This window comes from uncultured Parabacteroides sp. (assembly GCF_947855115.1).
In the GTDB taxonomy this organism is placed as follows: Bacteria; Bacteroidota; Bacteroidia; order Bacteroidales; family Tannerellaceae; genus Parabacteroides.
On the sequence record NZ_CANTZW010000025.1, the window covers coordinates 45,858 to 70,040 of the forward strand.

Consider the following 24,183-nt stretch of genomic DNA (forward strand, 5'->3'; position numbering starts at 1 on the left):
ACCTAACAGATATTACACCCCATATACCTAGGTAATAACAGAAGAGAAGAAGTCTTGATTTTACGACTATCCAGCGGAATCTTACTATATTTGTAACTCATCAAACAGGAACAGCTATGCAATTGACACACATCGCTCTGTGGACGGATCATTTGGAACGTTTACGGGATTTTTATGTAAAGTACTTCAACGGTAAAAGTAATGAGAAATATGTGAATCCGAAGAAAGGGTTCGCTTCCTACTTTGTCTATTTCGAAAGTGGTCCCGCTTTAGAGATCATGCAACGGCAAGATATCTCCGAGACGTACGACAAGGAACATATCGGCTTGGCTCATCTGGCTTTTCACGCGGATACAAAGGAACAAGTGGATCAATGTATCGAACGGTTCCGGGCAGACGGATACACGATCGCCGGAGAAACCCGTACTTCCGGAGATGGTTACTATGAAGGCGTGATCCGAGACCCTGACGGGAATATCGTGGAAATCGTGGCTAACGGAGAACCAGAGATCTCAACGGCATTGTTCCCTCCTTACGAGTTACTTCTGGAAGCAGATCCGGACCGGGAGAAAATAGAGGCTTACTTAAAGGATTCAGATTGTTTTATCGCTAGGGTACGAGACTCAATCGCCGGCGTGATCGTGGTTCGTAAAGGGGAGGATCAGGCAGAGATCATGAATCTTGCCGTGGCAGATATCTTTCGCCGGCGGGGAATAGCCCGGAAATTATTACAGTATGTGTCTAATAAATGGGCTCCAGCTCAAGGTGTCGGACTTCTGCGTATTTGTACCGGAACCTCAGCGGCCGGCCCGATGATGCTTTATCAGCAGGAAGGTTTTGACTTGGTAGCCGTAGATCGTAATTATTTTGTACGTAACTACGCCGAGCCTATCTGGGAAAACGGTATTCAGTGCAAGCATCAGTTGATATTGGAGAAACAATTAAGATAAGACCTATCCCTACCTAGAAATAAGAAAGGAGAGCCTACCCTGTTTTTTGGTAAGTCTCCTTTCTCTTTATCCTCCTTCATCTTCAATGGCGACCGTGTAAATAGTTTTATGGAATGTGTGGTCCTTGCCTTCACATAGCCACTACCATCGCACAATAATAAAAATAAAGACAGAATAAGCTGATATCGTATTCTTTATGCTCATATTGTAAGTTAACCAGTCTTGTAAGTTAACCTAAAAAATTTCAAACATAGTACAAGGATTCGATCAGCCTATTAATATATCGTTTTCGGTACAGATTACACGCTTTCATTAATTAAGAAATCGTATAATCCTATACCTTGTCTCTATCACATCTCCAGTACCAAGATACCTTTCGGTGCCATCTCCAACTCATTTTCCAACCGGATCACCTTTCCTGTCAATATATCTCGTCCGGAAGTCTTCCCCTTCAATACTTCCGCATAACGGGCCAACGGCAAGTTCACCTTTCCGTTACTACCATTCATCAGGATCAATACGCTCCGGCCATCCAGACTACGCTCGTAAACATAGACACCTTGATTTATCATGAAATGTTTCATCTTGCCTTTGGCGATGATATCGTTACCCTTACGCCACTTCAATAAAGTACTGAGAAAATTCCATGCGTCATTTTGTACCTCGCTACGACCGGATGCCTCGAATTGATTTACCTTGTCGCCGGGCCAGCCACCGGGAACATCCAAACGGATATATCCGTCTCCCTTCTCCTTCGTTCCGTTCATTAACAGTTCCTGTCCGTAATAGAGTTGAGGAATACCGGGGATAGTCAGCAAAAATGTAACGCCTTGCTTAAACGCATATAAATCATCGACGGACTTAGGCATGGAAGGAAGGAAACGGTCCGTATCATGGTTCTCCAAGAAACGCAATACGTTATAGATATCAGGATATACGTAATCATAGCACATATGCTCGAAAATCGTGTGCAAGCCACCGGAATACCCGGTCTCCTCATGGAACGCTTTACTGGCAATACCCATCAGACGGAAATCCATTACCGATTTCAGCTCGGTATCCCGTCCGAAATTCAACCGGCTACCCTTCTGCCAATAAGCGGAACCGATCGTGTAATTCATCCACGCCTCGCCTACGATGTTATACTCCGGATACTCATTCATGACTTCCTTACACCACTCCCTCATCATGTCTACATCTGCATACGGATACGTATCTTGGCGGATACCGTCCACGCCGCTATACTCAATCCACCAGATAGAGTTCTGGATAAGGTATTTCGCCACATGCGGATTCTTTTGGTTCAAGTCAGGCATACTCGGTACAAACCAGCCGTTCAGCATCGTATCTTTATCATAATCCGATACGTAAGGATCGAAATAAACTTCTTTATCGTGATTGGTCTGTACATAGTTATCAAGGTTATTAAACCAGTCATGGCTAGGAATATCTTTCATCCAAGGATGATCGCTTCCGCAATGGTTGAAAATCATATCCATCACGACACGCATCCCCCGCTGATGCGTCTTCTCGATCAAGCGGACGTAATCCTCGTTCGTACCGAAGCGAGGGTCTACCCGGTAATAATCCGTCGTGGCATATCCGTGATAAGAACCTCCTTCCATGTCGTTTTCCAATACGGGATTCAGCCAGATCGCAGTAACCCCCAGATCCTCGATATAATCCAGATGTTGCTCAATACCGGCTAAGTCGCCTCCATGACGGGCATTCGGCTGCTCACGATCTACCTTATAAGAGGTACGCATCGGGATTTGGTCGTTTGAGGGGTCTCCGTTCGCAAAACGATCCGGCATAATAAGGTAAAGCACGTCGGAGGAATCAAACCCCTTGATCTTATCAGCGTTCGGCTTACGGGCCTTCAACTCATACGGGTAAGTGAAACTCTTCTTATCTTTCGTGAAGGTGATATCAAATGTGCCTGGCTTGGCATTCTCCACGTCTAAATAGATCAATAGATAATTCGGGCTTTCCAGCGCTACCGAGCTCTTCAATTGTACGCCCGGATATTTAACGCTAGGAAGATATCCGGCGATATCCTTACCATACACCATTAGCTGGAGTTCCGGGTTCTTCATGCCACTCCACCAAAAGGCTGGCTCAATTTTAAGGTTATCAGCCGAAAGTGTGCTGGATGTAAAGAGCGTTAATAAAAGGCTCAAGAATAAATGTCTGTTCATGATATGTGTTTATTGATTTATATGACAAGGTTGTACATCCGCAAAGATAGAAGGATTCTATTGATAATGATATGTATCCGTTGTGCGAAAAGAGTATAAAAATCACGCGAACGTTTGCGAACCCTCACAAATTAAACCTATCTTTACCAATTGAATCTAATCAACTAATTCAAATGATAAAAAATCTAATTGTGTTCGTACTTCTGACAGGTTGTGTATCCTCTCTGTCCGCTCAACAAAGTTTTTGGAAAGAAGATTTCTCTGCCGGGAAATTGCCCGACGGCTGGATGATTGTCGACTCCACAAAATCGGCAAAGTGTGAATGGATCGTTACGGATCAACCTTATCCCGGATCTTTCCAGTTCGAGCAGCAGGCACCACCTATCGCCTCCGCAAGCCGTGGTTATCATATGCAATTCCGGCCGGGCGTAGTAACCGGAGAGGAGATCACGAAGTGGAATCAGCGCGAGGAGTACCCAAACGGCTATTTCCAGACAAACGCCATCAATTGCACGGGGAAGAACGATGTAGTGTTGAAATTCCAGCATCTATTCCGTTGGAACAATTGGTTCACCGGAAAACAGGCTGGCCTTTGGATTGGTGTAAGTAACGACGGAGCAAATTGGAAAGAATATAACGTGATGGAGAAGATCCCCGCAGCTACTCAGCTTCACGCCCCGGTGAATGAGGAGATTAACATCAGCGAGGTAGCCGCAAACCAGAAAACCGTCTACTTGCGTTTCTTCTGGCGGGATATCTTCTCTTGGTATTGGATGGTTGATGATATTGAACTGACAGAACCTTTCACACATGACTTGGCCTTGGAGAAAGTGACTTCCCATCAAGAAACAGGGAATACGTTCACGAAAGAAGATGTATTGAAAGTGAAATTGAAGAACGTTGGTTCCCAACCCGTAAATGAGGATTTCACGGTAACCGCCTCTTTGAACAACGGACAGAAACTAACCGCCACAGTAGCCGCCTCCAAGCATCCGATCGCTAAACAAGAAGAATATGAGGTAGCTTTCCCTGCTACAGATCTAACCCAGATGGGTTCCTATAAAATAGAGTTTGCCATCCAATATCCAAAGGATGAGCGTTCGTCAAACAACATATTAAAAGCGAACTTATTCGCCGCCCGCATGAACTTGGGTAAGTTGACTAAGTTCAATAAGATCAGTAACACGGAATATGAGTTCGTCTCCGGATATGCCAAGGTTAAGTTAATGTTTTACCGAGATGATATCTTCCGTATCTGGTTGGCACCGGACGGGGAATACACCAACCCGGCGGCTAACTCGATCGTTGTGGATTATGGGATAAAGAACCCGAAAGTCTCCATGACCGACAACGGTAGCTATTATAAGTTCACGACTCCCCAATGTGTCGTACGTGTCTATAAAAGCCCCATTCGTTTTGCCATGTACGATAAGAATAATCGTTCCGTGATCTATGAAGAGGCCGAACCACTTGCCTTCGGGCTGAAAACGACCCAGACGTTACGCCGTAGCGGTGATGAGGATTTCTATGGTTGCGGTATGCAACAAGGTAATTTCTCATATGCAGGGAAGGAAGCAGATATCGAAGTGACCGGTTGGGATGAGGATCAATCCTCTAACCCGGCTCCCTTCTATATGTCCACGAAAGGATATGGCGTATTCCGCAACACATTCGCTCCAGGCCATTATGCCTTTAACGGCACGGAGATGTTGGACAAGAACTATGATGATGGCTTTAAGTTGATGGGCTTCACCAGCCAGTTAACGCATAACGAGAATCGCTTTGACGCATTCTATTTCTACGGTCCATCCTTGAAAGATCTACTGAATGACTATACGGATATCACCGGAAAACCGTTTATGCCGGCGATGTGGATGCTTACGATGGGAGATGCCGACTGCTATAACAAAGGGGAACAGCGTACTGGGTGGCCTCAATCTACCCCGGACGTAATCAGCCAAGTTGCCGATAAATATATAGAATATGATATGCCTCGAGGCTGGATCTTACCAAATGATGGCTATGGTTGCGGCTACGTGAAATTGGATTCTGTCGTGATGGAATTAGGTAAACGAGGCTTCCATACGGGCTTGTGGACGGAGAATGGCGTGGACAAGATCGCTTATGAGGTAGGTAAATGCGGAACCCGCCTGTGTAAACTAGACGTAGCTTGGGTTGGAGAAGGTTACGAGTTTGCCTTGAACGGTTGTAAATCCGCATTCGAGGGGATCGAGAACAATACAAACGAACGTGGCTTCGTATGGGCTGTTTGCGGTTGGGCCGGAACCCAGCGGTATTCTACGGTATGGAGTGGCGACCAAGTAAGTAACTGGGACTATATCCGCTATCACATCCCGACCATCACGGGAGCCGGACTTTCTGCCATGAACGCCGCTACCAGCGATGTGGATGGTATCTTCGGCGGTTCCCCAAAAACCTATACCCGCGATTTGCAATGGAAGATATTCACCCCGATATTCATGACCATGAGTGGCTGGGCAGATGCCGACCGTCAGCCTTGGGTATACGGGCATCCATACACGGATATCAACCGTAAATTCTTAAAACTGAAGATGCGCCTGAATCCGTATGCCTATACCTATTGCCATGAGGCACATACGACCGGCGTACCGATGGCCCGTGCGATGGTACTGGAATTCCCGGACGATGCGGTTACTCGCGATACGACTACCCAATACCAATTCATGAGTGGTGAGTGGATGATGGTAGCGCCCGTATATACCCGTAAGAACGTACGCGACAGTATTTATTTTCCTGCCGGAGAATGGTACGACTATTGGACCGGAAAGAAATATGAGGGTGGTAAGTGGTTGGATAAATACGAGGCTAAACTAGATATTTGCCCGGTATTTATCCGTCAAGGTGCCATTATCCCGATGTACCCGGATATGAATTATGTTGGCGAGAAACCTGCGGATGTCTTGACCTTGGACTTATATCCCTACGGAAATACCTCTTTCAACTTATATGAAGATGATGGCCTAACCCGTGATTATAAGAAAGGTGAATTTGCCCATACCTTGATCTCTGTCTCTGCCCCAAAAGGAGAGACAGGAATGATTACCGTGGATATAGCGAAAGCGAAAGGAGATTATAAAGGACGTTACCAAGAGCGTACTTACCAATTGGATGTCCGTTCGGAATCTGCCCCATCAAATGTTACCGTAGCAGGGAAAGCTCTATCAGCCATCTCCCCTGAAGCGTTCAACACCGGGCAAGAAGGTTGGTACTTCGACGCCTCGGATCGTATGGGAAGGATTAAAGTACGTATGAACCGCTTATCTACGAATCAGGATCAAAAGATCATAATAGGTTTCTAACATTCTTATTTTTAAACGTATATGAAAACACAATTGATTTTATGCATGTCCGGTACATCGCTGCTTGTCGGGATGTCTGGCTGCGAAAAGGCTCCGGAGGCCCCTATGAATGTTGTGTATATCTTAGCCGATGATTTGGGATATGGAGATATTGGCTGCTATGGCCAACGGATCATCAAGACCCCCAATATCGATCGGATGGCAGAGGAAGGAATGTTATTTACACAACATTACGCCGGATGTACGGTGAGTGCTCCTTCCCGTTGCTCCTTGATGACCGGCTTGCATACAGGACATACACAAGTCCGTGGAAACCGGGAGATCGTACCCGAAGGCCAACAGCCGATGCGGGAAGATACCTATACGTTGGGTAAATTAATGAAATCGGCGGGTTACACGACAGGGATCTTCGGGAAATGGGGCTTGGGCAATCCGGGCTCTGCCTCCGTCCCCAATAAGATGGGTTTTGATGAGTTCTACGGATACAACTGCCAACGGCAGTCGCATTCCTTCTATCCGGATCATTTATGGCATAACGAGGAGAAGGTCCTTTTTCCGGAAAACGAGAATAATGCTTGTAAGACATACTCGCAAGATTTGATTCATAAGCAAGCATTGAAGTTCATCCGGGATCATAAAGACCAGCCGTTCTTCGCGATGCTTACTTATACGCTGCCTCACGCAGAACTGAACCTTCCGCACGATTCTATTTATCAGATATATGAGAATGCTTTCGAGGAGACTCCTTACATCGGTAAGTTCGACAAGGTATATGGAGGTTATAACACCTCGGAGAAACCATTGGCCTCCTTTGCCGCCATGGTATCCCGATTGGATAAATACGTGGGCGATGTAATGGCTGAATTGAAAGAACTGGGCTTAGACAAAAATACGATCGTGATCTTTACCAGCGACAACGGTCCACACCACGAAGGTGGAGCCGATCCAGACTTTTTCAAGAGTTACGGGCCTTTCAGGGGAATAAAACGGGATGTATACGAAGGAGGTATCCGTATTCCCATGGTGGCATGGTGCCCGGGAACGATCAAAGCAGGCGCCAAGTCGGATCATATAAGCGCATTCTGGGATGTCATGCCGACATTGGCTGAACTTACCGGCACAATTCTACCGGAAGAGACTGATGGAATCTCATTCTTACCAACCTTGTTATCAAAGGGAGACCAACAGGCCCATGATTATTTGTATTGGGAATTTCATGAGTTGAATGGCCGGGAAGCATTACGTTCCGGTAAATGGAAACTAATCCGACAACCGATTGTGGGTGAAACCATACTGGAATTGTATGACTTAAGTAACGACATACATGAAGATACTAACCTGGCAGAAAAATATCCCTATAAAGTAAAAGAACTTGAATTCTTAATGGATAACGCCCGTACAGAATCTCCTTATTTCAATTTCGGAAGAGAAAAATAACAACAAAAAGGAGCTGTCCCCTCAAGTCAGCTCCTTGCTTTTTCGATTTACAAACTGATAGTCGAGAAGAAATAACAATAAAAGAATCAAAGCCCGGCTAAACGGAAAGAGCCCGGTGCAATACCGAACTCTTTCTATAACTGGATAATGTTTAACCCGTCCAACTTTTGGGGGCCACTTCAATTTTTGGATACCCCCTACTTATAATTAATCCGATTCCTTTACTTACAAATCCGGCAACCGGCACATTTAGCCAATTCTCCACGGAAACGTTTCTCCACCAATTTATGTAAACGGTCCTTCAACGCCTCCACACGTACATGGTCGATCACATCAGAAGTAAAAGCCACGCTCAACAACATCCGGGCCTCATCACGTGGAATACCACGGCTTTGCATATAAAACAAGGCGTTCTCATCCAATTGGCCGGTTGTCATGCCATGCGAGCACTTTACATCGTCGGCATAAATCTCCAATTGAGGCTTGCTATACATACGGGCCTCACGGGTAGCGCAAAGATTACGGTTCGTTTGGTAAGCAATGGTCTTTTGGGCACCCTCTTTCACCAAGATACGCCCGCTAAAAACTCCAACGGCACGATCATTCAACACGTTCTTGAATAATTCATTGCTAGTACAATTTGGAACCGCATGGGTAATATGACTGTAAGTATCCATTTGTTGCTCCTTATCCAGAACAGACATTCCACATAAAGTAGATTCGGCATACTCTCCATTCAGCTCTACATAATAATTATTACGAGTCAATCCATTTGTCAACGTGATGCCATTTACCAAGACATTGGTCGAAGCAGCCTGCTTTACATGTACGGAAGAGAAACGAGTTGTAGACTCGCTGCTTTCTTCCAAATCATAATAATCGAAGTAAGCACCCTCCTCCGCAAAAATCTCAACCACCTGAGTTGCCAAAAATTTTACGTCATCGATACTATGGTCGCAAACCAATAACTTTGCCTGCGAATGAGGTTCCATAATCACCAACACACGGCGGTTCGCCATCGTATCCACATCATTGCGGAATATATTCACTAACTGGATAGGACGCTCAACCACGACATTTTTCGGGACATATACCACGAAACCATCTTGGGCCAACATCGTATTCAACGCAATAATACCATCTTTGCCACTAGATGCCGCCTTTCCGTAATACTTAGAAGCGATCTCTGGATATCGTTCCGTAAAAACTTTCAATCCCCCGGCATATACACCTTCCGGCAAATGGGCCTTGGGTAGTTCTTTATCGTAAAACGTATCGTTTACGACAAAATACAACGACGTACTCAGGTTCGGCACATCGCAACGAAATACGTCATAAGGATTCACCGGTATAGCGATTCGGTTGATATTCAATCCGTAATCCGGGGCAAACGCTTGGGCTACATCCGTATATTTGTACTCCTCGCTTCTCGCAGACGGAAATCCGAGTCGTTCAAAGTTCGCCAAGGCTTCAGCCCTGAGGGTATTCATCACCGGCGTACTATGACGACATACCAGATCCTCACACTGGGCGAAAAGATCGATATATTGTTGTTCGGCCCTCATATCACTCATCCCCCATTTCTTTCTTGATCCAATCGTACCCCTTATCTTCCAACTCCAAAGCCAACTCCGGACCCGCAGTCTTCACGATACGGCCCTTGTAAAGCACATGAACTATATCCGGCTTAATGTAATCCAGCAGGCGCTGATAATGCGTGATTACGATAGCGGCATTCTCCGGGGTCTTCAACAGGTTCACGCCATGCGCCACGATACGCAAGGCGTCAATGTCCAAACCACTATCCGTCTCATCCAAGATCGCCAGCTTAGGTTCTAGCATCGCCATCTGGAAAATCTCGTTCCGTTTTTTCTCACCACCAGAGAACCCCTCATTCACGCTACGGCTTGCCAATTTATTATCCAACTCGACGATCGCACGTTTCTCACGCATCAGTTTCAAGAAATCCGTAGCCGACACCGGTTCTAGGCCCTTATATTTACGATGCTCGTTCAATGCGGCACGCATGAAATTCACCATACTGACCCCCGGGATCTCTACCGGATATTGGAAACTCAAGAAAATACCTTCCCGGCTACGATCCTCCGGAGACAGTTCCAGCAGATTCTTACCATTGAAAATAACCTCACCTTCCGTCACCTCAAAAGCCGGATTACCTACCAATACGCTACTTAACGTACTTTTCCCGGAACCGTTCGGTCCCATGATAGCGTGTACCTCACCTGCTTTCACCGACAAGTTGATACCCTTCAATATCTCTTTGCCATTTACGTTGGCATGTAAATTCTTAACCTCTAACATCTTTTCTAATTGAAAATTGAAAGTTGAAAATTGAAAATTATTCTATCCTACGCTGCCTTCCAGCGAGATCGTCAGTAATTTCTGAGCCTCAACAGCAAACTCCATCGGTAATTTATTCATCACCTCGCGGGCATATCCGTTCACGATCAAGCCGACAGCCTCTTCTACCGAGATTCCGCGTTGCTGGCAATAGAACAATTGTTCCTCGCTGATCTTGCTCGTCGTAGCCTCATGTTCCACGATCGCCGTCTCATTCTGGATATCGGTATAAGGAAACGTATGGGCCCCGCAAGTAGAGCTCAACAATAAACTATCGCACTGGCTATGATTACGGGCTCCTTCCGCACGGGCAGACACCTTCACCAAGCCTCGATAACTATTCTGGCTATGACCGGCAGAGATTCCTTTAGACACGATCGTACTCCTTGTATTTTTACCTAAATGGATCATCTTCGTACCCGTATCAGCTTGTTGGTAATTATTGGTTACAGCGACCGAGTAGAACTCGCCTACCGAATTATCTCCCGCCAAGATACAACTCGGATACTTCCAGGTGATCGCCGATCCGGTCTCTACCTGTGTCCAAGAGATCTTACTACCTTCACCTTTACATAAGCCTCGTTTCGTCACGAAATTATAGATACCACCTTTACCTTCCTTATCGCCCGGATACCAGTTTTGCACGGTAGAGTATTTCACCTCGGCACGTTCGTTCGCCACGATCTCCACGATAGCGGCATGTAATTGGTTCTCGTCGCGCATCGGAGCAGTGCACCCTTCCAGATAACTCACGTACGCCTCATCATCGGCGACAATCAAGGTACGCTCAAACTGTCCGGTATTCGCCGCATTGATACGGAAATACGTACTCAACTCCATCGGGCAACGCACGCCCTTCGGGATATAAACAAATGAACCATCCGAGAACACGGCTGAGTTCAAAGCCGCAAAAAAATTATCACGATAACTTACCACGCTACCCAAATACTTCTGTACCAAGTCCGGATGATGTTGTACAGCCTCGCTAAACGAACAGAATATAATCCCCTTCTCCGCGAGATTTTCCTTAAAAGTAGTTTTTACGGAAACACTGTCCATCACTGCATCTACCGCCATCCCGCTCAAATGTTTCTGCTCTTCCAAAGGAATCCCCAGCTTATCGAATGTTTTCAACAACTCAGGATCTACCTCATCCAAGCTCTTCGGCCCCTCCTTTTTCTTAGGGGCAGCGTAATAGATAATATCCTGATAATCGATTGCCGGGATACTCAAGTGAGGCCATGTAGGCATCTCCAAGGTCTGCCAATGGCGAAAAGCCTTCAAACGAAACTCGAGTAACCACTCCGGCTCGTTTTTCTTGGCAGAAATAATACGGACCGTCTCCTCGTCTAACCCGCGATGGATTACCTCCGTATCGATATCGGTAACGAAACCGTATTTGTAGTCTCCGCCCGTTACCTCATTTATTATATGATTTGAATCCTGCATAATTAAAAATTAACCATTGATAAAAGCCCTTCATTCTCCTAATGAAAACAAATTATGAGGGAAGATTGTTGGAACTATTTGCTTAACGCCATAATAAAAACGAGATTCTATCTTCGATTGGCGATGGATCAAAACCGACCCACTGTCTACGAACTCCAACGCATTCAACAGCAAACTGGTAAAGACCATAATAACCAACAGTCCGAAAAAGCCACCAAACAAATGATTGATAGCGCTCAACGGTGTCGCTCCCACTACCTTGGTAACCAATTCGCCCGCTAGAATAAACACTCCCATTATCAAGACAAAACCCGCCACATAACTCAGGATCGTAACCCCTTCCTCCGGAAACCATCCCAAGGCCAAAATATATCCTTTCAACCAAGCCGCTGCCTTTCCGCAAAAAATAATAGCGATCACTAGGGCTATAAGCGAAACAACCTGTTTGATGATTCCATCAAACAGGCCCTTCACAAATCCTATCCCTGCCAGACATAGCAATGTAATGTCCAACCAGTTCATCGTTATAACGTCTTCTTTATTTCTGTCTCTTCGTAAGCCTCGATCATATCGCCTACTTGGATATCGTTGAAATTCGTAATATTCAAACCGCAATCCAAACCAGCCACAACTTCCTTCACGTCATCCTTGAAACGTTTTAAGGAACCTAGCTCACCGGCATAAATAACGATACCGTCGCGTATCAAGCGGATCTTGTTCGTACGCTTGATCTTACCTTCCTTAACCATACAGCCGGCAACCGTACCGACCTTGGTGATCTTGAATACCTGCTGCACTTCCACGTAAGCGGTGATCTCCTCCTTGATCTCCGGAGAAAGCATACCTTCCATGGCGCTCTTCACCTCCTCGATCGCATCGTAAATGATAGAGTACAAACGGATCTCCACCCCTTCCTTCTCGGCGTTCCGGCGAGCTTGTAAAGACGGGCGAACCTGGAAACCGATAATGATAGCGTTCGAAGCTGCCGCCAAAACTACATCCGACTCGGAAATCTGGCCGACGGCCTTGTGAATCACGTTCACCTGAATCTCCTCGGTAGACAAACGGATCAAAGAATCGGACAATGCCTCTACGGAACCATCCACGTCACCTTTCACGATCACATTCAACTCCTGGAAGTTACCTACAGCGATACGACGCCCGATATCATCCAATGTAAGCATCTTCTGCGTACGAAGACCTAACTCGCGTTGCAACTGCTCACGACGGTTAGCGATCTCACGCGCCTCTTGTTCTGTCTCCAACACATTAAAGGTGTCGCCAGCCTGAGGAGCTCCGTTCAAGCCGAGGATCAATACCGGTTCCGAAGGACCAGCCTTCTCGACCCGTTGGTTACGCTCGTTGAACATCGCCTTGATACGTCCTTGATGGGTTCCCGCCAAAACGATATCTCCCATCTTCAATGTACCATTCTCCACCAATACGGTAGACACATAACCCCGTCCCTTGTCTAAAGAGGACTCGATGATAGAACCGACCGCACGTCTTTTCGGATTTGCTTTTAAATCCAACAGATCAGCCTCCAACAATACCTTCTCCAGCAAATCCTCTACCCCAATACCTTTCTTGGCGGAGATCTCCTGGCTCTGGTATTTACCACCCCAGTCTTCCACCAAGTAATTCATATTCGCCAGCTCCTCCTTGATCTTCTCAGGATTAGCGTGAGGCTTATCGATTTTATTGATAGCGAAAACAATAGGAACACCCGCAGCCGAAGCATGATTGATCGCCTCGACAGTTTGAGGCATCACGTTGTCATCAGCCGCCACGATAATGATCGCGATATCCGTAACCTTCGCGCCGCGGGCACGCATAGCGGTAAACGCCTCGTGGCCCGGAGTATCCAAGAACGTGATACGGCGGCCATTCTGCAACTTCACGTTGTAGGCTCCGATATGTTGCGTGATACCGCCGGCCTCACCAGCGATCACATTCGCATTACGGATATTATCCAACAAAGAAGTCTTACCGTGGTCAACGTGTCCCATCACCGTTACGATAGGCGGACGGGCTACCCAATCTTCCTCGTTATCGTCTTCCTCATCCGCATTGATCGCCTCCACTACATCCGCGCTCACATACTCCGTTTTAAAACCGAACTCCTCGGCCACGATATTGATAGTCTCCGCATCCAAACGCTGGTTGATAGAAACCATGAGGCCGATACTCATACAAGTACCGATAACCTCCGTCACGGAAACATCCATCATGTTCGCCAAGTCGTTGGCAGTAACGAACTCGGTCAACTTCAGCACCTTGCTTTCCAGCTCTTCCTGCTTCATCAACTCGTGCTCACGTTTCACGGCAGCGTCACGTTTATCACGACGGTATTTAGCACCTTTATTGTTCTTGTTATTCTTACTGGTCAAACGAGCCAAAGTCTCCTTGATCTGCTTCTGAACATCCTCCTCGCTAACCTCCGCTTTCACCGGCTTCTTCAAGCGAGGCCTACGGTCACTACCCGGACGATCATCGCGATTCGGGCGCGGATAATTCGTACCCGGAGTGTTATTCACGTCTACCCGGTCTTTCTTTATACGCTTACGCTTCTTCTTAGCGTCGCCCTCCTCACCCGGCTTAGGTGCGTTCGGCTTAACCAAGGTAGGTGAGTTCGGATTTTTATGAGGCGTACCCGTACCGTTGTTGTTATTACCCGGTCGGTTATTATTAAATTTCTGCTTCTCATCACGCTCTTTCCGTTTCTCCTCCTTCGTTTTCTTTTTCGGACGAGTAGATTGGTTAAGCGCATCCAAGTCAATCTTACCTGTTACCTTAATTTTCGACTCCAATTTAACCGAGTTCAATCGGAAAAGATTATCTCCCTTTTCCTCGGTCTTCTCAACTTCTTGTTCCGATTTCACATTTTCCACCTTAGGTTCCGCAACAACCGGCTGCTTCTCTACGGTTTTTTCTTTTTCCACTTCCACTACTATAACTTTTTCTTCTTTTTTCTCCGTAGGAGCCTGCGCTGGCTGCGCAGGTTTAACAGGAGCTTGAACAGCGGGAGTGGCAGGAGCGGCAGGCGCTTCCTTCACTTTCGACTCTTCTTTCACCTTTGGCTCCTCTTTAGCCTTCGGCTCTTCCTGCTGTTTTTTATGTTGTCCACCCTCCAAATCGATATGGCCCTTCATTACGATCTTCGGCCTGAATTCTTCCGGTATCACAGTCTTTATTTCCACAGTTTTCTCTTCTTTCACAGAAGGGGCCTCTTTCTGCGAACGATCTGTCGCGAGGCTACGATCTTTCTCAATCAGATCTTTTCCAAACTCTTTTACGAGCAAAGCATACTGTTCATCACTGATCCTCGTGTTGGGATTATCCTCAACCGAGAATCCATTTCGGTGCAGGAACTCAACCACCGTGTTGATTCCCACGTTCAATTTTCTCTGTACTTGAATTAATTTTATAGGCATATCTAACTTTGTCGTAATACTTATTCGTTGTCTTCATCTTCAAATTCCGCGGATAAGATAGCTAGGAGATCGTCCACGGTCTGTTCTTCCAGATCGGCACGCTCGATAATCTCATTGCGGTCCATAGCCAGGACACTTTTCGCCGTATAGCATCCCATATTCTTCAACGCATCGATCACCCATCCGTCGATCTCATCGGAGAACTCATCCAAGTAGATGTCCTCCTCGTCCGCTCCCTCGATATCGCGGAACACGTCAATCGTATACTCAGTCAACATACAAGCCAACTTAATATTCAGACCGCCTTTACCGATCGCCAAGGATACCTCTTCCGGGCGTAAATAGACCTCAGCCTTTCTTTCTTCCTCATTTACACGGATAGAAGAGATCTTGGCCGGGCTTAAAGCGCGCTGGATAAACAAAGAGAGATTTGAGGTGTAGTTAATCACATCGATGTTCTCGTTCCTCAACTCGCGAACGATACCGTGGATACGAGAACCTTTCATGCCGACGCAAGCACCTACCGGATCAATCCGGTCATCGTAAGACTCGACAGCTACCTTAGCGCGTTCTCCCGGGATACGGGCGATCGCCTTGATCGTGATCAAGCCATCATTAATCTCCGGGACCTCCAACTCAAACAACCGCTGCAAGAAGACCTTATCCGTACGGGAAAGAAGAATCTTCGGGTTGTTGTTATAGTTATCCACACGTTGAACTATCGCACGTACAGTCTCGCCCTTACGATAGAAATCGGTCGGGATTTGCTCGGATTTCGGTAGTAGCAACTCATTACCATCGTCATCCAGCAACAGGATCTCTTTCTTCCACACCTGATAAACTTCAGCAGCGATGATGTGGCCGATTTTATCCTTATACTTCGCGTACAAACTGTCTTTCTGCAATTCAAGTATCTTTGAGGCCAAAGTCTGGCGCAAGTTTAAGATCGCACGGCGTCCGAAGTCGGCGAAATGCACCTCGTCGGTCACTTCCTCACCCACCTCACAATCAGCATCGATTTTACGGGCTTCTGTCAACGTCAACTGTAAATTTCCATCCTCCAATTCATCGTCAGCCACAACCGTACGGTTTCTCCAGATCTCGAAATCACCTTTCTCAGGGTTGATAATCACGTCATAATTCTCATCCGTGCCAAACATCTTAGCAATCACGTTACGGAACGAATCTTCCAAAACGCTAATCATCGTATCTTTATCGATATTCTTCAACTCCTTGAACTCCGCAAGGGTGTCGATCATACTGATCGTTTCCTCTTTCTTGGCCATAATCTTACTTGAATCTTATTAAGTATTTTGTATATTTTATTTCATCAAATGTATACGACTCATCCTCCACAACAGTCACCTTCCGCTTAGCGCCCTCCGGTTTTACCTTCTTCTCGATAGAGACAACCACACCGCTCTCGTCAGCAGACTTCAACACACCTGTCAGCTTCGAGCCGTTCTTCAACAGCATTTCCACCTCGTTTCCGACATTCTTGATGTATTGGCGAAGTACCTTGAAAGGGGAAGTAATGCCAGCGGAACCGACCTCTAGCTCATAATCCTCGACGTCTCGATCCAGATGTTCCTCCAAATATCGGCTCAACTCCGCGCAATCGTCAATGCTTACCGCCTCATCGTTATCAATCTCAACGACTATCAGGTTGCCCGGTTTAATCATTACGTCTACTAAATAATTGCTTGATGAGGCTAGTTTTTCCTCTACCAATTGGCTTACCACTTTCTTTTCTATCATACACATATATGTTAAGAACAAAAGAAGGGGACTACCCGCCCCCTCCTCAACTTCACTTAATCGCCCGCAAATATACAAAAAATCAATGAGTTCTCAAAACATCCATATCTTTTCTTATAAAAATTAATACGGCCCAAATGGAATTACCACGGACAGTAATTCAGATTACAACCCTTAGTAATCCGATTTACCACGGATAGTAATATTTATTAACACTTTTATGCCTATCTTTGCGCCGAATATGAAGGGGGTACTCGCAGAAAACAAACAGATGGAAAAGCGAACCGGAGGTGTACAATGGCTTGGTTAGAATATTTCGGAGTAATAACCGGTCTTCTATATATATTTCTAGAGATCAAACAACACAAGGCCATGTGGGTAGTGGGATTTCTCACCTCCCTCGTGTATGTATTCGTATTTCTGCTCGCTAAGATTTACGCAGACATGGGGCTACAGACCTATTATGTGGGAATCAGCATATACGGTTTCTACCAATGGACCCGAAACGCAAGCAAGGCACACCCGGACAACGCAAATATTCCTTCCGACCGTATCTTATACACGCATCTGGATGCCCCGCTTTTCACAAGGATTATCGGGACATTGGTCGTTACATCCACGATCTTATGGTATATTCTTCACCGATTCACGGACTCTCCCATCCCCGCCGGTGACGCTTTCACCACGGCGATAGGGATTATAGCCACCTGGATGCTGGCAAGACGAATCATTGAGCACTGGATTTTTTGGGTAATCGCAGACCTCGTTTCCGTATATCTTTATTACCTTCGAGAGTTGTATCCAACGGTATTACTCTATTTCTGCTATGCGACACTAGCTATCGCAGGCTATTTCAATTGGCGGAAAAAGGGAGAAAAATTTTGAGTTACAAGTTATGAGTTATAATAAAACAGCATGGAAATGACAAGGGAAAGATGTATAATCATGGCGAATGGGCGATTTCCCGCTTCGGAGTTGCCATTGAGATTGTTGAAAGAGGCAAAAACGATCATCGCTTGTGATGGCGCCGTCAAAGCCCTTTATGAGACAGGTATTCATCCAAACGCTATTATTGGCGATTTAGACAGCATCCCGGTAGAACTGCGCAAACGCTACGCTGATCGGATCCATCACGTAGAAGACCAAGAAATCAATGATCTCACCAAATCCGTCCGTTTCGCCCACGCTCAAGGCTATCAAGAAATACTCATACTAGGAGCCACTGGATTGCGTGAAGACCACACACTTGGAAACATATCCCTTCTTATAGATTACGCTCCTTTATTCAAACGAGTGGAGATGTTGTCCGACTACGGCCTATTCACTCCTATTTTAAAGACAACAACCCTTTCTTGCTACCCGGGGCAGCAAATCTCTATTTTCGTTCTCTATCCCGAAGGGGAGATCAGTACAGAAGGATTACGCTGGCCTATTCGCCAACGCAAACTCACCTCCTGGTGGCAAGGAACTCTCAATGAGGCTTTAGGAGATCGATTTACCATCACCCTCTCTCCAGAATGCCGGGTAATCATTTACCGGGAAGCTCCTCTTATAGAAACTTCCCTATAAACAAGATAATAAATCCATTAGAAAACTTATCCGGTACTTATTACTTTTCCCGGATAAAGATATTAATCGGCGTACCGGTAAAATTCCAGTTCTCGCGAATCTTGTTCTCCAAGAAACGTTTATACGGTTCCTTGATCCATTGCGGCAAGTTACAAAAGAACACGAAAGAGGGCACGCTACCCGCCGGAAGCTGGGTAATATATTTGATCTTGATATACTTACCCTTCCATGCTGGTGGTGGATAATTCTCGATGATCGGAAGCAGCGTCTCGTTCAGCTTAGCTGTAGGAACACGCTTGGAGCGATTCTCGTAAACCTCCTTGGCGGTCTCCAGCACCTTCAGGATACGTTGTTTCGTCATGGCCGAGATAAACAAGATCGGGAAGTCGGTAAACGGAGCCAAACGCTCACGGATAGCAGTCGTATACGAGTCGATCACCTTCTGGCTCTTATCCTCGATCAAGTCCCACTTGTTCACACAAACCACCAGTCCTTTCTTATTCTTCTGCACCAACGAGAAGATATTCATATCTTGGCTCTCGATCCCCCTCGTCGCGTCCAACATCAGTACGCAGACATCCGAGTTCTCGATCGCACGGATCGAACGGATCACCGAGTAATATTCCAAATCCTCATTCACCTTCCCCTTCTTACGGATACCAGCCGTATCCACCAAATAGAAGTTCAAGCCGAACTTATTATATTTCGTGTAGATAGAATCACGGGTCGTTCCTGCGATATCGGTGACGATATGCCGTTCCTCACCAATGAAAGCATTGATCAAGGAAGACTTACCGGCGTTCGGACGGCCGATAATAGCGATACGGGGCAATTCCTCCTCAAGGACCTCCGCTTTCTCCTCAGGCAATGTCGCCACGATCTTATCCAGCAAATCTCCCGTATAAGAACCGTTGATGGCCGAGATGCAGAAAGGATCTCCCAAGCCAAACGAGTAAAACTCGGCCGAAGCCGGATGCAACTCGTAATTATCCGCCTTGTTCGCCACCACGATTACCGGTCGCTTACAACGGCGCAAAATCTCTGCCACCTCCGTATCCAGGTCCGTGATACCATTCAATACATCCACGACAAACAAGATCACGTCTGCCTCCTCGATCGCCACTTTTACCTGTTTATTGATCTCCTCCTCGAAAACATCCTCCGAGTTAACGACCCATCCACCTGTATCAATCACCGAAAACTCCTTGCCGGTCCACTCCACCTTACCGTACTGGCGGTCACGGGTGGTACCCGCCTCCTCGTTCACGATCGCTTGACGGGAACCCGTCAACCGATTGAAAAGGGTAGATTTACCCACATTGGGTCTCCCCACTATCGCTACTATATTTCCCATAAATTTTCCTTTCGTATGCTATTATTAGTCAAGCTGATAACCGAAGTTCTTCAATATGTTGTCACGGTTACGCCAGTCTTTTTCCACTTTGACAAACATTTCCAAAAACACCTTCTTTCCGAAGAAACGTTCGATATCCTTCCGGGCCATAGCACCGACCTTCTTCAACGCCTGTCCTTGATGCCCGATAATAATCCCTTTCTGGGAATCACGCTCTACGATGATAAGCGCCTTGATATGGATCATCTCATCTGCTTCTTTAAACAACTCGACGACCACTTCTACCGAGTAAGGTATTTCCTTCTGATAATATAACAAGATTTTCTCCCGAATGATCTCAGTAACAAAAAAACGGGCCGGTTTATCAGTCAAAGCATCTTTCTCGAAATAAGGCGGGGACTCAGGCATCAACTCCTCTACCCGGCGCTTCACGTAATCGATATTGAAGTTCGAAAGCGCTGAGATCGGGACAATCTCGGCTTTCGGAAGTAATTCCTTCCACTGAGCCACGAGTTTCTCCAACTCCGGCTGGTTTGTCTGGTCGATCTTGTTGATCAACAAGAGGACCGGGCACTCTATACCCTGTACCCGCTCAAGAAACTCGTTATTCTTATCAATCGTCTCGATAACGTCCGTCACATAAAGTAATATATCGGCATCACCCAGCGCAGACTGAGAGAAATTAAGCATGGATTCCTGCAACTTATAATTTGGACGCAAGACTCCCGGCGTGTCAGAATACACGATTTGCATATCGTTGGTATTCACGATCCCCATAATACGATGCCTTGTCGTTTGCGCCTTCGAGGTGATAATAGAGATCCGCTCTCCGACCAAACGATTCATCAACGTAGATTTACCTACGTTTGGGTTTCCAACGATATTGACAAAACCCGATTTATGCTTTTTTTCCATCATATCCCCATTTCAGATAAACCGCTCCCCACGTAAAGCCCGCTCCAAAAGCGGCGAGGATCAGGTTATCTCCTTTCTTCAATTGATTCTCCCATTCCCATAAACAGATGGGAATCGTACCGGCACTTGTATTACCGTATTTCTGGATATTGATCATCACCTTATCCATATCTACGCCCAAACGTTTCGCCGTGGCATCGATAATACGAAGATTCGCCTGATGAGGTACGATCCACGCGATATCGTCGTGCGTCAGATGATTCCGCTCGGCGATCTCCGCAGCCACGTCTGCCATATAAGATACCGCATACTTGAATACCACCCGTCCGTCTTGATAGACAAAATGCTCGCGGTTATCCACCGTCTCGTGAGAAGGAGGATAAGCCGAGCCACCCGATTTCATGATCAGATGCAAATAGCCTACGCCATCTGTCCGCAAAATAGTATCCAAGACACCGAAATCCTCCGCAGTCGGCTCCAACAAGACCGCTCCGCAAGCGTCCCCGAACAAAGGACAGGTAGAACGATCTTGATAATCAGTAATAGCTGTCATCTTATCGCCAGCCACGACCACAACTTTCTTATAGCGCCCCGAGCGAATATAGTTCGCGCCAGTCTCCAAGGCGTACAAGAAACCTGCGCACGCACCTTGCATATCAAAAGTCATCGCATTCTTACAACCTGTATGATAAGCGATAATAGAAGACGTTGTCGGGAAATGATGATCCGGGGTAGTCGTAGCGGTCAAGATAACCTCCACTTCTTCCGGATTCAGGTTTGTTTTCTCGAGCAACTGCTTCACGGCCCGTATACCCATGTAAGAGAGTCCTACGCCCTCCCCTTTCAATATTCTGCGCTCTTTAATACCCACACGAGTCATGATCCACTCATCTGTCGTATCGACCATCTTGGAGATATCCTCATTTGTCAATACATCTTCAGGAACGTATCCACCCACTCCTGTGATAACCGCATTTATCTTATCCATAACTTAAAAAATAAAAGGACTTATCCCAATTAAAAAAAAGCCCTAAAAAAACTTTTAGGGCTATTTCTTTTGTTCATCAAACCATATAAGTCGACAAACTTATACAGCAGCTTCTTTTTCAATCGCTAATTTACCTCTGTAATAACCACACTCACCACATACAGTGTGATAGATGTGCCATGCGCCACAGTTCGGGCAAATTGCCATTGTTGGAGCTACAGCCTTGTCATGAGTTCTTCTCTTGGCTGTTCTTGTCTTACCTTGTCTTCTTTTAGGATGTGCCATTGTTTTATTTATTTAATTGTTATCATTCTCTAGCAAACCTTTCAGAGCATCCCAACGAGGATCGGCAGGACCAGCGCTTCCGTCATCTCCTAACGCCAAATCATCCCCCTCTAAATCATCCTCAAAATCGTCTTCGGAATCATCCGAATTCCTGGCGGTATGTTTCTTCAATTTCGACGACATTGCCTTATTACATTTACCCGGCGCATGTACATGCTTCATGGGAACCGCCAAAGCGACAAACTCATACAGGAACCACGCCAAATTAATAGCGCCCTCCTCTTCCGGTATCACGACAACCTCATCACTCTCCTCGGCATATTCCTTGCCGAATTTTACCACCAGACGATTGTGGGTATCAATAGGAATTTCCATATCGTCCAAACATCTATCGCATGGAACAACAACAACCCCTTCTATCTGAAAGTTCATGTCAAACATCATTGACGACCGTTTTACGGTAAGATGAACCTTCACTTTACCCTTCTGAACCTCTGTTCCGTCAATGTCCACAAAAAACTTGTTCTCCAAAAGATACTCGAATTCGTGTACTCCCGGAGAGAGATTTTTCAAATCTACATTATATAATTTAAATTTCCCCAAAGCCTTTTAGTGTAAAAACCTTGCAAAGGTACGAAAAAACTAAATACAAAAACAATACCTTTATGCTTATTTTTTCCTATAATACGATTTAACCCTTATATTTCTTCAATTTTATACGAAAAGTCGTTCCTTTCCCTAACTCCGAACTCTTCACGAAAATCTTGCCTCCCTGGAAGGATTCGATAATACGCTTAACCAACGACAAACCTAGTCCCCAACCGCGTTTCTTGGTCGTATACCCCGGGTTAAAAACCGTCTTGAATTTCGATTTCGGGATCCCTTTCCCGGTATCTGTCAGATCAATCTGGACGAATTTATCTTTTTCCTCCACTTTTAGCGATATCTCACCTTGCCCTTCCATGGCATCCACCGCATTTTTCGTCAGATTCTCAATCACCCAGGCGAACAGGGAATCATTCATCAAGACCAATATCGGTTTTTCCGGTAAATATGTATTAATCTTTACCTTCGAGGAAATGCGGGTTTCCATATATCCCAAAGCCGTACGGATGGATTCCACGATATTTGTCGGAACCGGATCCGGATCTGAGCCGATTTTAGAGAAACGTTCCGCTATCGTTTGCAAACGCTTCACATCTTTATCCATCTCTGCCAATAAAGACGGATCGATATCTTTCGTTCGCAAATATTCGACCCAAGCGATCAGCGATGATATGGGTGTCCCTAACTGGTGGGCCGTCTCTTTCGACAAACCGACCCATACTTTATTCTGCTCTGCTTTCTTGGTACTTGCCAAGGCTAAAAAAGCGATTAATATAAAAACAAACACAACGGATAGTTGCGCATAGGGATAAACAAGCAATCGTTTTAAAATGATCGAATCATCGTAATATAGATACTGGTAAGTACCATCCTCCATATCAATTACGATTGGAGGATTTTTCGCTTTCAGTTCCTTTACTTTATTCGTCATGAACTGCTCCACATTCTTTTCCGGGATCTCTATATTATTATAGGAAACCACGCTGTCCGTCTCACTGCATAATATAACAGGGATAGAGGTATTTCCTTGGATGATCTTTAGGATAAGATTCATATTAAGGCTTGGATTCTCACTTGTCATGACCCGGGTCGCCTCACTCCAAACCTCGATCTTTTGTCGCTCTTCCCGGGCTAGATCTTTAATCAAAAGGTCCGAGACTACCACAGAAGCCATAGCGATCAATACAGCGGCAAAAATAAAGCCTAATTTCCATCTTTGACGAGAATCATATATGCTGCTCATAAATCAGAATCATTCAGTAAATTCCTAATATAACGGCCAAACACGAACTTTATTGCCCCAATCCACCAAACAACAATTGTATTTACCTAGTTGTAGAGACGGGGCGTGCCCCGTCTCACCACGGACTGATAGTATTCTAAATATACAAATAAGATTACTGTCAAACATCGCGAGGGGAGGAGACGGGGCACGCCCCGTCTCATCACGGACTGATAGTATTCCAAATATACAAATAAGATCCCCGTCAAACATCGCGAGGGGAGGAGACGGGGCACGCCCCGTCTCTACAACTGGG

20 protein-coding genes and 1 pseudogene are annotated in these 24,183 nt (G+C 45.9%); 6 read left to right on the top strand and 15 right to left on the bottom strand.

Annotation, left to right across the window (positions count from 1 at the left end):
* The first annotated feature begins 116 nt into the window (after window positions 1–116).
* Window positions 117–950, top strand: a complete 834-nt coding sequence (locus Q0110_RS14080; RefSeq protein ID WP_297907615.1) for a GNAT family N-acetyltransferase — start codon at window positions 117–119, stop codon at window positions 948–950.
* A gap of 350 nt (window positions 951–1,300) precedes the next feature.
* Here the strand turns inward: Q0110_RS14080 and Q0110_RS14085 are convergent, their stop codons facing one another.
* Window positions 1,301–3,148: a glycoside hydrolase family 13 protein gene (locus Q0110_RS14085; RefSeq protein ID WP_297907618.1), complete on the bottom strand. Its 1,848-nt coding sequence runs from the start codon at window positions 3,146–3,148 to the stop codon at window positions 1,301–1,303.
* 173 nt (window positions 3,149–3,321) lie between these two features.
* Here Q0110_RS14085 and Q0110_RS14090 point away from each other — a divergent pair, with 173 nt between their 5' ends.
* The 3 genes and pseudogenes from Q0110_RS14090 to Q0110_RS18330 form a co-directional block, all read left to right on the top strand.
* A complete protein-coding gene (locus Q0110_RS14090) occupies window positions 3,322–6,489 on the top strand; it encodes a TIM-barrel domain-containing protein (protein WP_297907621.1) in 3,168 nt (1,055 codons plus the stop codon).
* A gap of 21 nt (window positions 6,490–6,510) precedes the next feature.
* Window positions 6,511–7,926, top strand: coding sequence for an arylsulfatase (locus tag Q0110_RS14095; protein ID WP_297907623.1), 1,416 nt, complete (start codon window positions 6,511–6,513; stop codon window positions 7,924–7,926).
* A 76-nt stretch (window positions 7,927–8,002) separates the two neighbouring features.
* A pseudogene (locus Q0110_RS18330) lies at window positions 8,003–8,074 on the top strand (hypothetical protein); the annotation flags it as partial.
* A 73-nt stretch (window positions 8,075–8,147) separates the two neighbouring features.
* Here the strand turns inward: Q0110_RS18330 and sufD are convergent.
* The 7 genes from sufD to rimP are packed head-to-tail and all read right to left on the bottom strand — an operon-like array spanning window position 8,148 to window position 16,928.
* The gene (gene sufD / locus Q0110_RS14100; RefSeq protein WP_297907626.1) at window positions 8,148–9,500 is read right to left on the bottom strand and encodes a Fe-S cluster assembly protein SufD; all 1,353 of its coding nucleotides are present in this window, start codon (window positions 9,498–9,500) and stop codon (window positions 8,148–8,150) included.
* On the bottom strand, window positions 9,493–10,248 hold the full coding sequence (gene sufC / locus Q0110_RS14105; RefSeq protein WP_297907629.1) for a Fe-S cluster assembly ATPase SufC: 756 nt from the start codon (window positions 10,246–10,248) through the stop codon (window positions 9,493–9,495). Before sufC ends, sufD begins: the two co-directional genes overlap by 8 nt.
* 42 nt (window positions 10,249–10,290) lie before the next feature.
* On the bottom strand, window positions 10,291–11,736 hold the full coding sequence (gene sufB / locus Q0110_RS14110; protein WP_297907632.1) for a Fe-S cluster assembly protein SufB: 1,446 nt from the start codon (window positions 11,734–11,736) through the stop codon (window positions 10,291–10,293).
* 30 nt (window positions 11,737–11,766) lie between these two features.
* Entirely contained in the window at window positions 11,767–12,258 is a 492-nt protein-coding gene (locus Q0110_RS14115; protein WP_297907634.1) for a CvpA family protein, read from the bottom strand.
* Between the two features lie 2 nt (window positions 12,259–12,260).
* Entirely contained in the window at window positions 12,261–15,170 is a 2,910-nt protein-coding gene (gene infB, locus Q0110_RS14120) for a translation initiation factor IF-2 (protein WP_297907638.1), read from the bottom strand.
* A gap of 20 nt (window positions 15,171–15,190) precedes the next feature.
* Window positions 15,191–16,456, bottom strand: coding sequence for a transcription termination factor NusA (nusA, locus tag Q0110_RS14125; RefSeq protein WP_297907641.1), 1,266 nt, complete (start codon window positions 16,454–16,456; stop codon window positions 15,191–15,193).
* A 4-nt stretch (window positions 16,457–16,460) separates the two neighbouring features.
* A complete protein-coding gene (gene rimP, locus Q0110_RS14130) occupies window positions 16,461–16,928 on the bottom strand; it encodes a ribosome assembly cofactor RimP (RefSeq protein ID WP_297907645.1) in 468 nt (155 codons plus the stop codon).
* Window positions 16,929–17,225: 297 nt separating this feature from the next.
* Here rimP and pnuC point away from each other — a divergent pair, with 297 nt between their 5' ends.
* Together pnuC and Q0110_RS14140 are read left to right on the top strand one after the other, a co-directional pair.
* On the top strand, window positions 17,226–17,813 hold the full coding sequence (pnuC, locus tag Q0110_RS14135; protein ID WP_297907648.1) for a nicotinamide riboside transporter PnuC: 588 nt from the start codon (window positions 17,226–17,228) through the stop codon (window positions 17,811–17,813).
* Between the two features lie 30 nt (window positions 17,814–17,843).
* Complete coding sequence (locus tag Q0110_RS14140; protein ID WP_297907651.1) at window positions 17,844–18,497, top strand: thiamine diphosphokinase; 654 nt, start codon at window positions 17,844–17,846, stop codon at window positions 18,495–18,497.
* A gap of 40 nt (window positions 18,498–18,537) precedes the next feature.
* On the opposite strand, the gene der is transcribed toward Q0110_RS14140, so the two are convergent.
* From der to Q0110_RS14175, 7 genes are all read right to left on the bottom strand, one after another.
* On the bottom strand, window positions 18,538–19,851 hold the full coding sequence (gene der, locus Q0110_RS14145) for a ribosome biogenesis GTPase Der (RefSeq protein ID WP_297907654.1): 1,314 nt from the start codon (window positions 19,849–19,851) through the stop codon (window positions 18,538–18,540).
* 24 nt (window positions 19,852–19,875) lie between these two features.
* Window positions 19,876–20,766, bottom strand: a complete 891-nt coding sequence (gene era, locus Q0110_RS14150; protein ID WP_297907675.1) for a GTPase Era — start codon at window positions 20,764–20,766, stop codon at window positions 19,876–19,878.
* Window positions 20,750–21,754, bottom strand: a complete 1,005-nt coding sequence (locus Q0110_RS14155; RefSeq protein WP_297907657.1) for a beta-ketoacyl-ACP synthase III — start codon at window positions 21,752–21,754, stop codon at window positions 20,750–20,752. The genes era and Q0110_RS14155 overlap by 17 nt, the downstream gene beginning before the upstream one ends.
* 99 nt (window positions 21,755–21,853) lie before the next feature.
* The gene (gene rpmF, locus Q0110_RS14160) at window positions 21,854–22,039 is read right to left on the bottom strand and encodes a 50S ribosomal protein L32 (protein WP_005634607.1); all 186 of its coding nucleotides are present in this window, start codon (window positions 22,037–22,039) and stop codon (window positions 21,854–21,856) included.
* Between the two features lie 12 nt (window positions 22,040–22,051).
* On the bottom strand, window positions 22,052–22,642 hold the full coding sequence (locus tag Q0110_RS14165) for a DUF177 domain-containing protein (protein WP_297907663.1): 591 nt from the start codon (window positions 22,640–22,642) through the stop codon (window positions 22,052–22,054).
* An 88-nt stretch (window positions 22,643–22,730) separates the two neighbouring features.
* A complete protein-coding gene (locus tag Q0110_RS14170) occupies window positions 22,731–23,888 on the bottom strand; it encodes a HAMP domain-containing sensor histidine kinase (RefSeq protein WP_297907666.1) in 1,158 nt (385 codons plus the stop codon).
* A gap of 24 nt (window positions 23,889–23,912) precedes the next feature.
* Window positions 23,913–24,183: hypothetical protein (locus Q0110_RS14175; RefSeq protein ID WP_297907669.1), on the bottom strand; the 271-nt coding region annotated here is incomplete at its 5' end.

Bases quoted from the DNA above. Each gene is read 5' to 3' on its own strand.
- Q0110_RS14080 (WP_297907615.1), top strand. From the start codon at position 117: ATGCAATTGACACACATCGCTCTGTGGACGGATCATTTGGAACGTTTA.
- infB (WP_297907638.1), bottom strand. From the start codon at position 15,170: ATGCCTATAAAATTAATTCAAGTACAGAGAAAATTGAACGTGGGAATC.
- sufB (WP_297907632.1), bottom strand. From the start codon at position 11,736: ATGCAGGATTCAAATCATATAATAAATGAGGTAACGGGCGGAGACTAC.
- der (WP_297907654.1), bottom strand. From the start codon at position 19,851: ATGGGAAATATAGTAGCGATAGTGGGGAGACCCAATGTGGGTAAATCT.
- Q0110_RS14155 (WP_297907657.1), bottom strand. From the start codon at position 21,754: ATGGATAAGATAAATGCGGTTATCACAGGAGTGGGTGGATACGTTCCT.
- pnuC (WP_297907648.1), top strand. From the start codon at position 17,226: ATGGCTTGGTTAGAATATTTCGGAGTAATAACCGGTCTTCTATATATA.
- Q0110_RS14085 (WP_297907618.1), bottom strand. From the start codon at position 3,148: ATGAACAGACATTTATTCTTGAGCCTTTTATTAACGCTCTTTACATCC.
- Q0110_RS14140 (WP_297907651.1), top strand. From the start codon at position 17,844: ATGGAAATGACAAGGGAAAGATGTATAATCATGGCGAATGGGCGATTT.
- Q0110_RS14170 (WP_297907666.1), bottom strand. From the start codon at position 23,888: ATGAGCAGCATATATGATTCTCGTCAAAGATGGAAATTAGGCTTTATT.
- Q0110_RS14095 (WP_297907623.1), top strand. From the start codon at position 6,511: ATGAAAACACAATTGATTTTATGCATGTCCGGTACATCGCTGCTTGTC.
- nusA (WP_297907641.1), bottom strand. From the start codon at position 16,456: ATGGCCAAGAAAGAGGAAACGATCAGTATGATCGACACCCTTGCGGAG.
- Q0110_RS14115 (WP_297907634.1), bottom strand. From the start codon at position 12,258: ATGAACTGGTTGGACATTACATTGCTATGTCTGGCAGGGATAGGATTT.
- sufD (WP_297907626.1), bottom strand. From the start codon at position 9,500: ATGAGTGATATGAGGGCCGAACAACAATATATCGATCTTTTCGCCCAG.
- rpmF (WP_005634607.1), bottom strand. From the start codon at position 22,039: ATGGCACATCCTAAAAGAAGACAAGGTAAGACAAGAACAGCCAAGAGA.
- Q0110_RS14090 (WP_297907621.1), top strand. From the start codon at position 3,322: ATGATAAAAAATCTAATTGTGTTCGTACTTCTGACAGGTTGTGTATCC.
- era (WP_297907675.1), bottom strand. From the start codon at position 20,766: ATGGAAAAAAAGCATAAATCGGGTTTTGTCAATATCGTTGGAAACCCA.
- sufC (WP_297907629.1), bottom strand. From the start codon at position 10,248: ATGTTAGAGGTTAAGAATTTACATGCCAACGTAAATGGCAAAGAGATA.
- rimP (WP_297907645.1), bottom strand. From the start codon at position 16,928: ATGATAGAAAAGAAAGTGGTAAGCCAATTGGTAGAGGAAAAACTAGCC.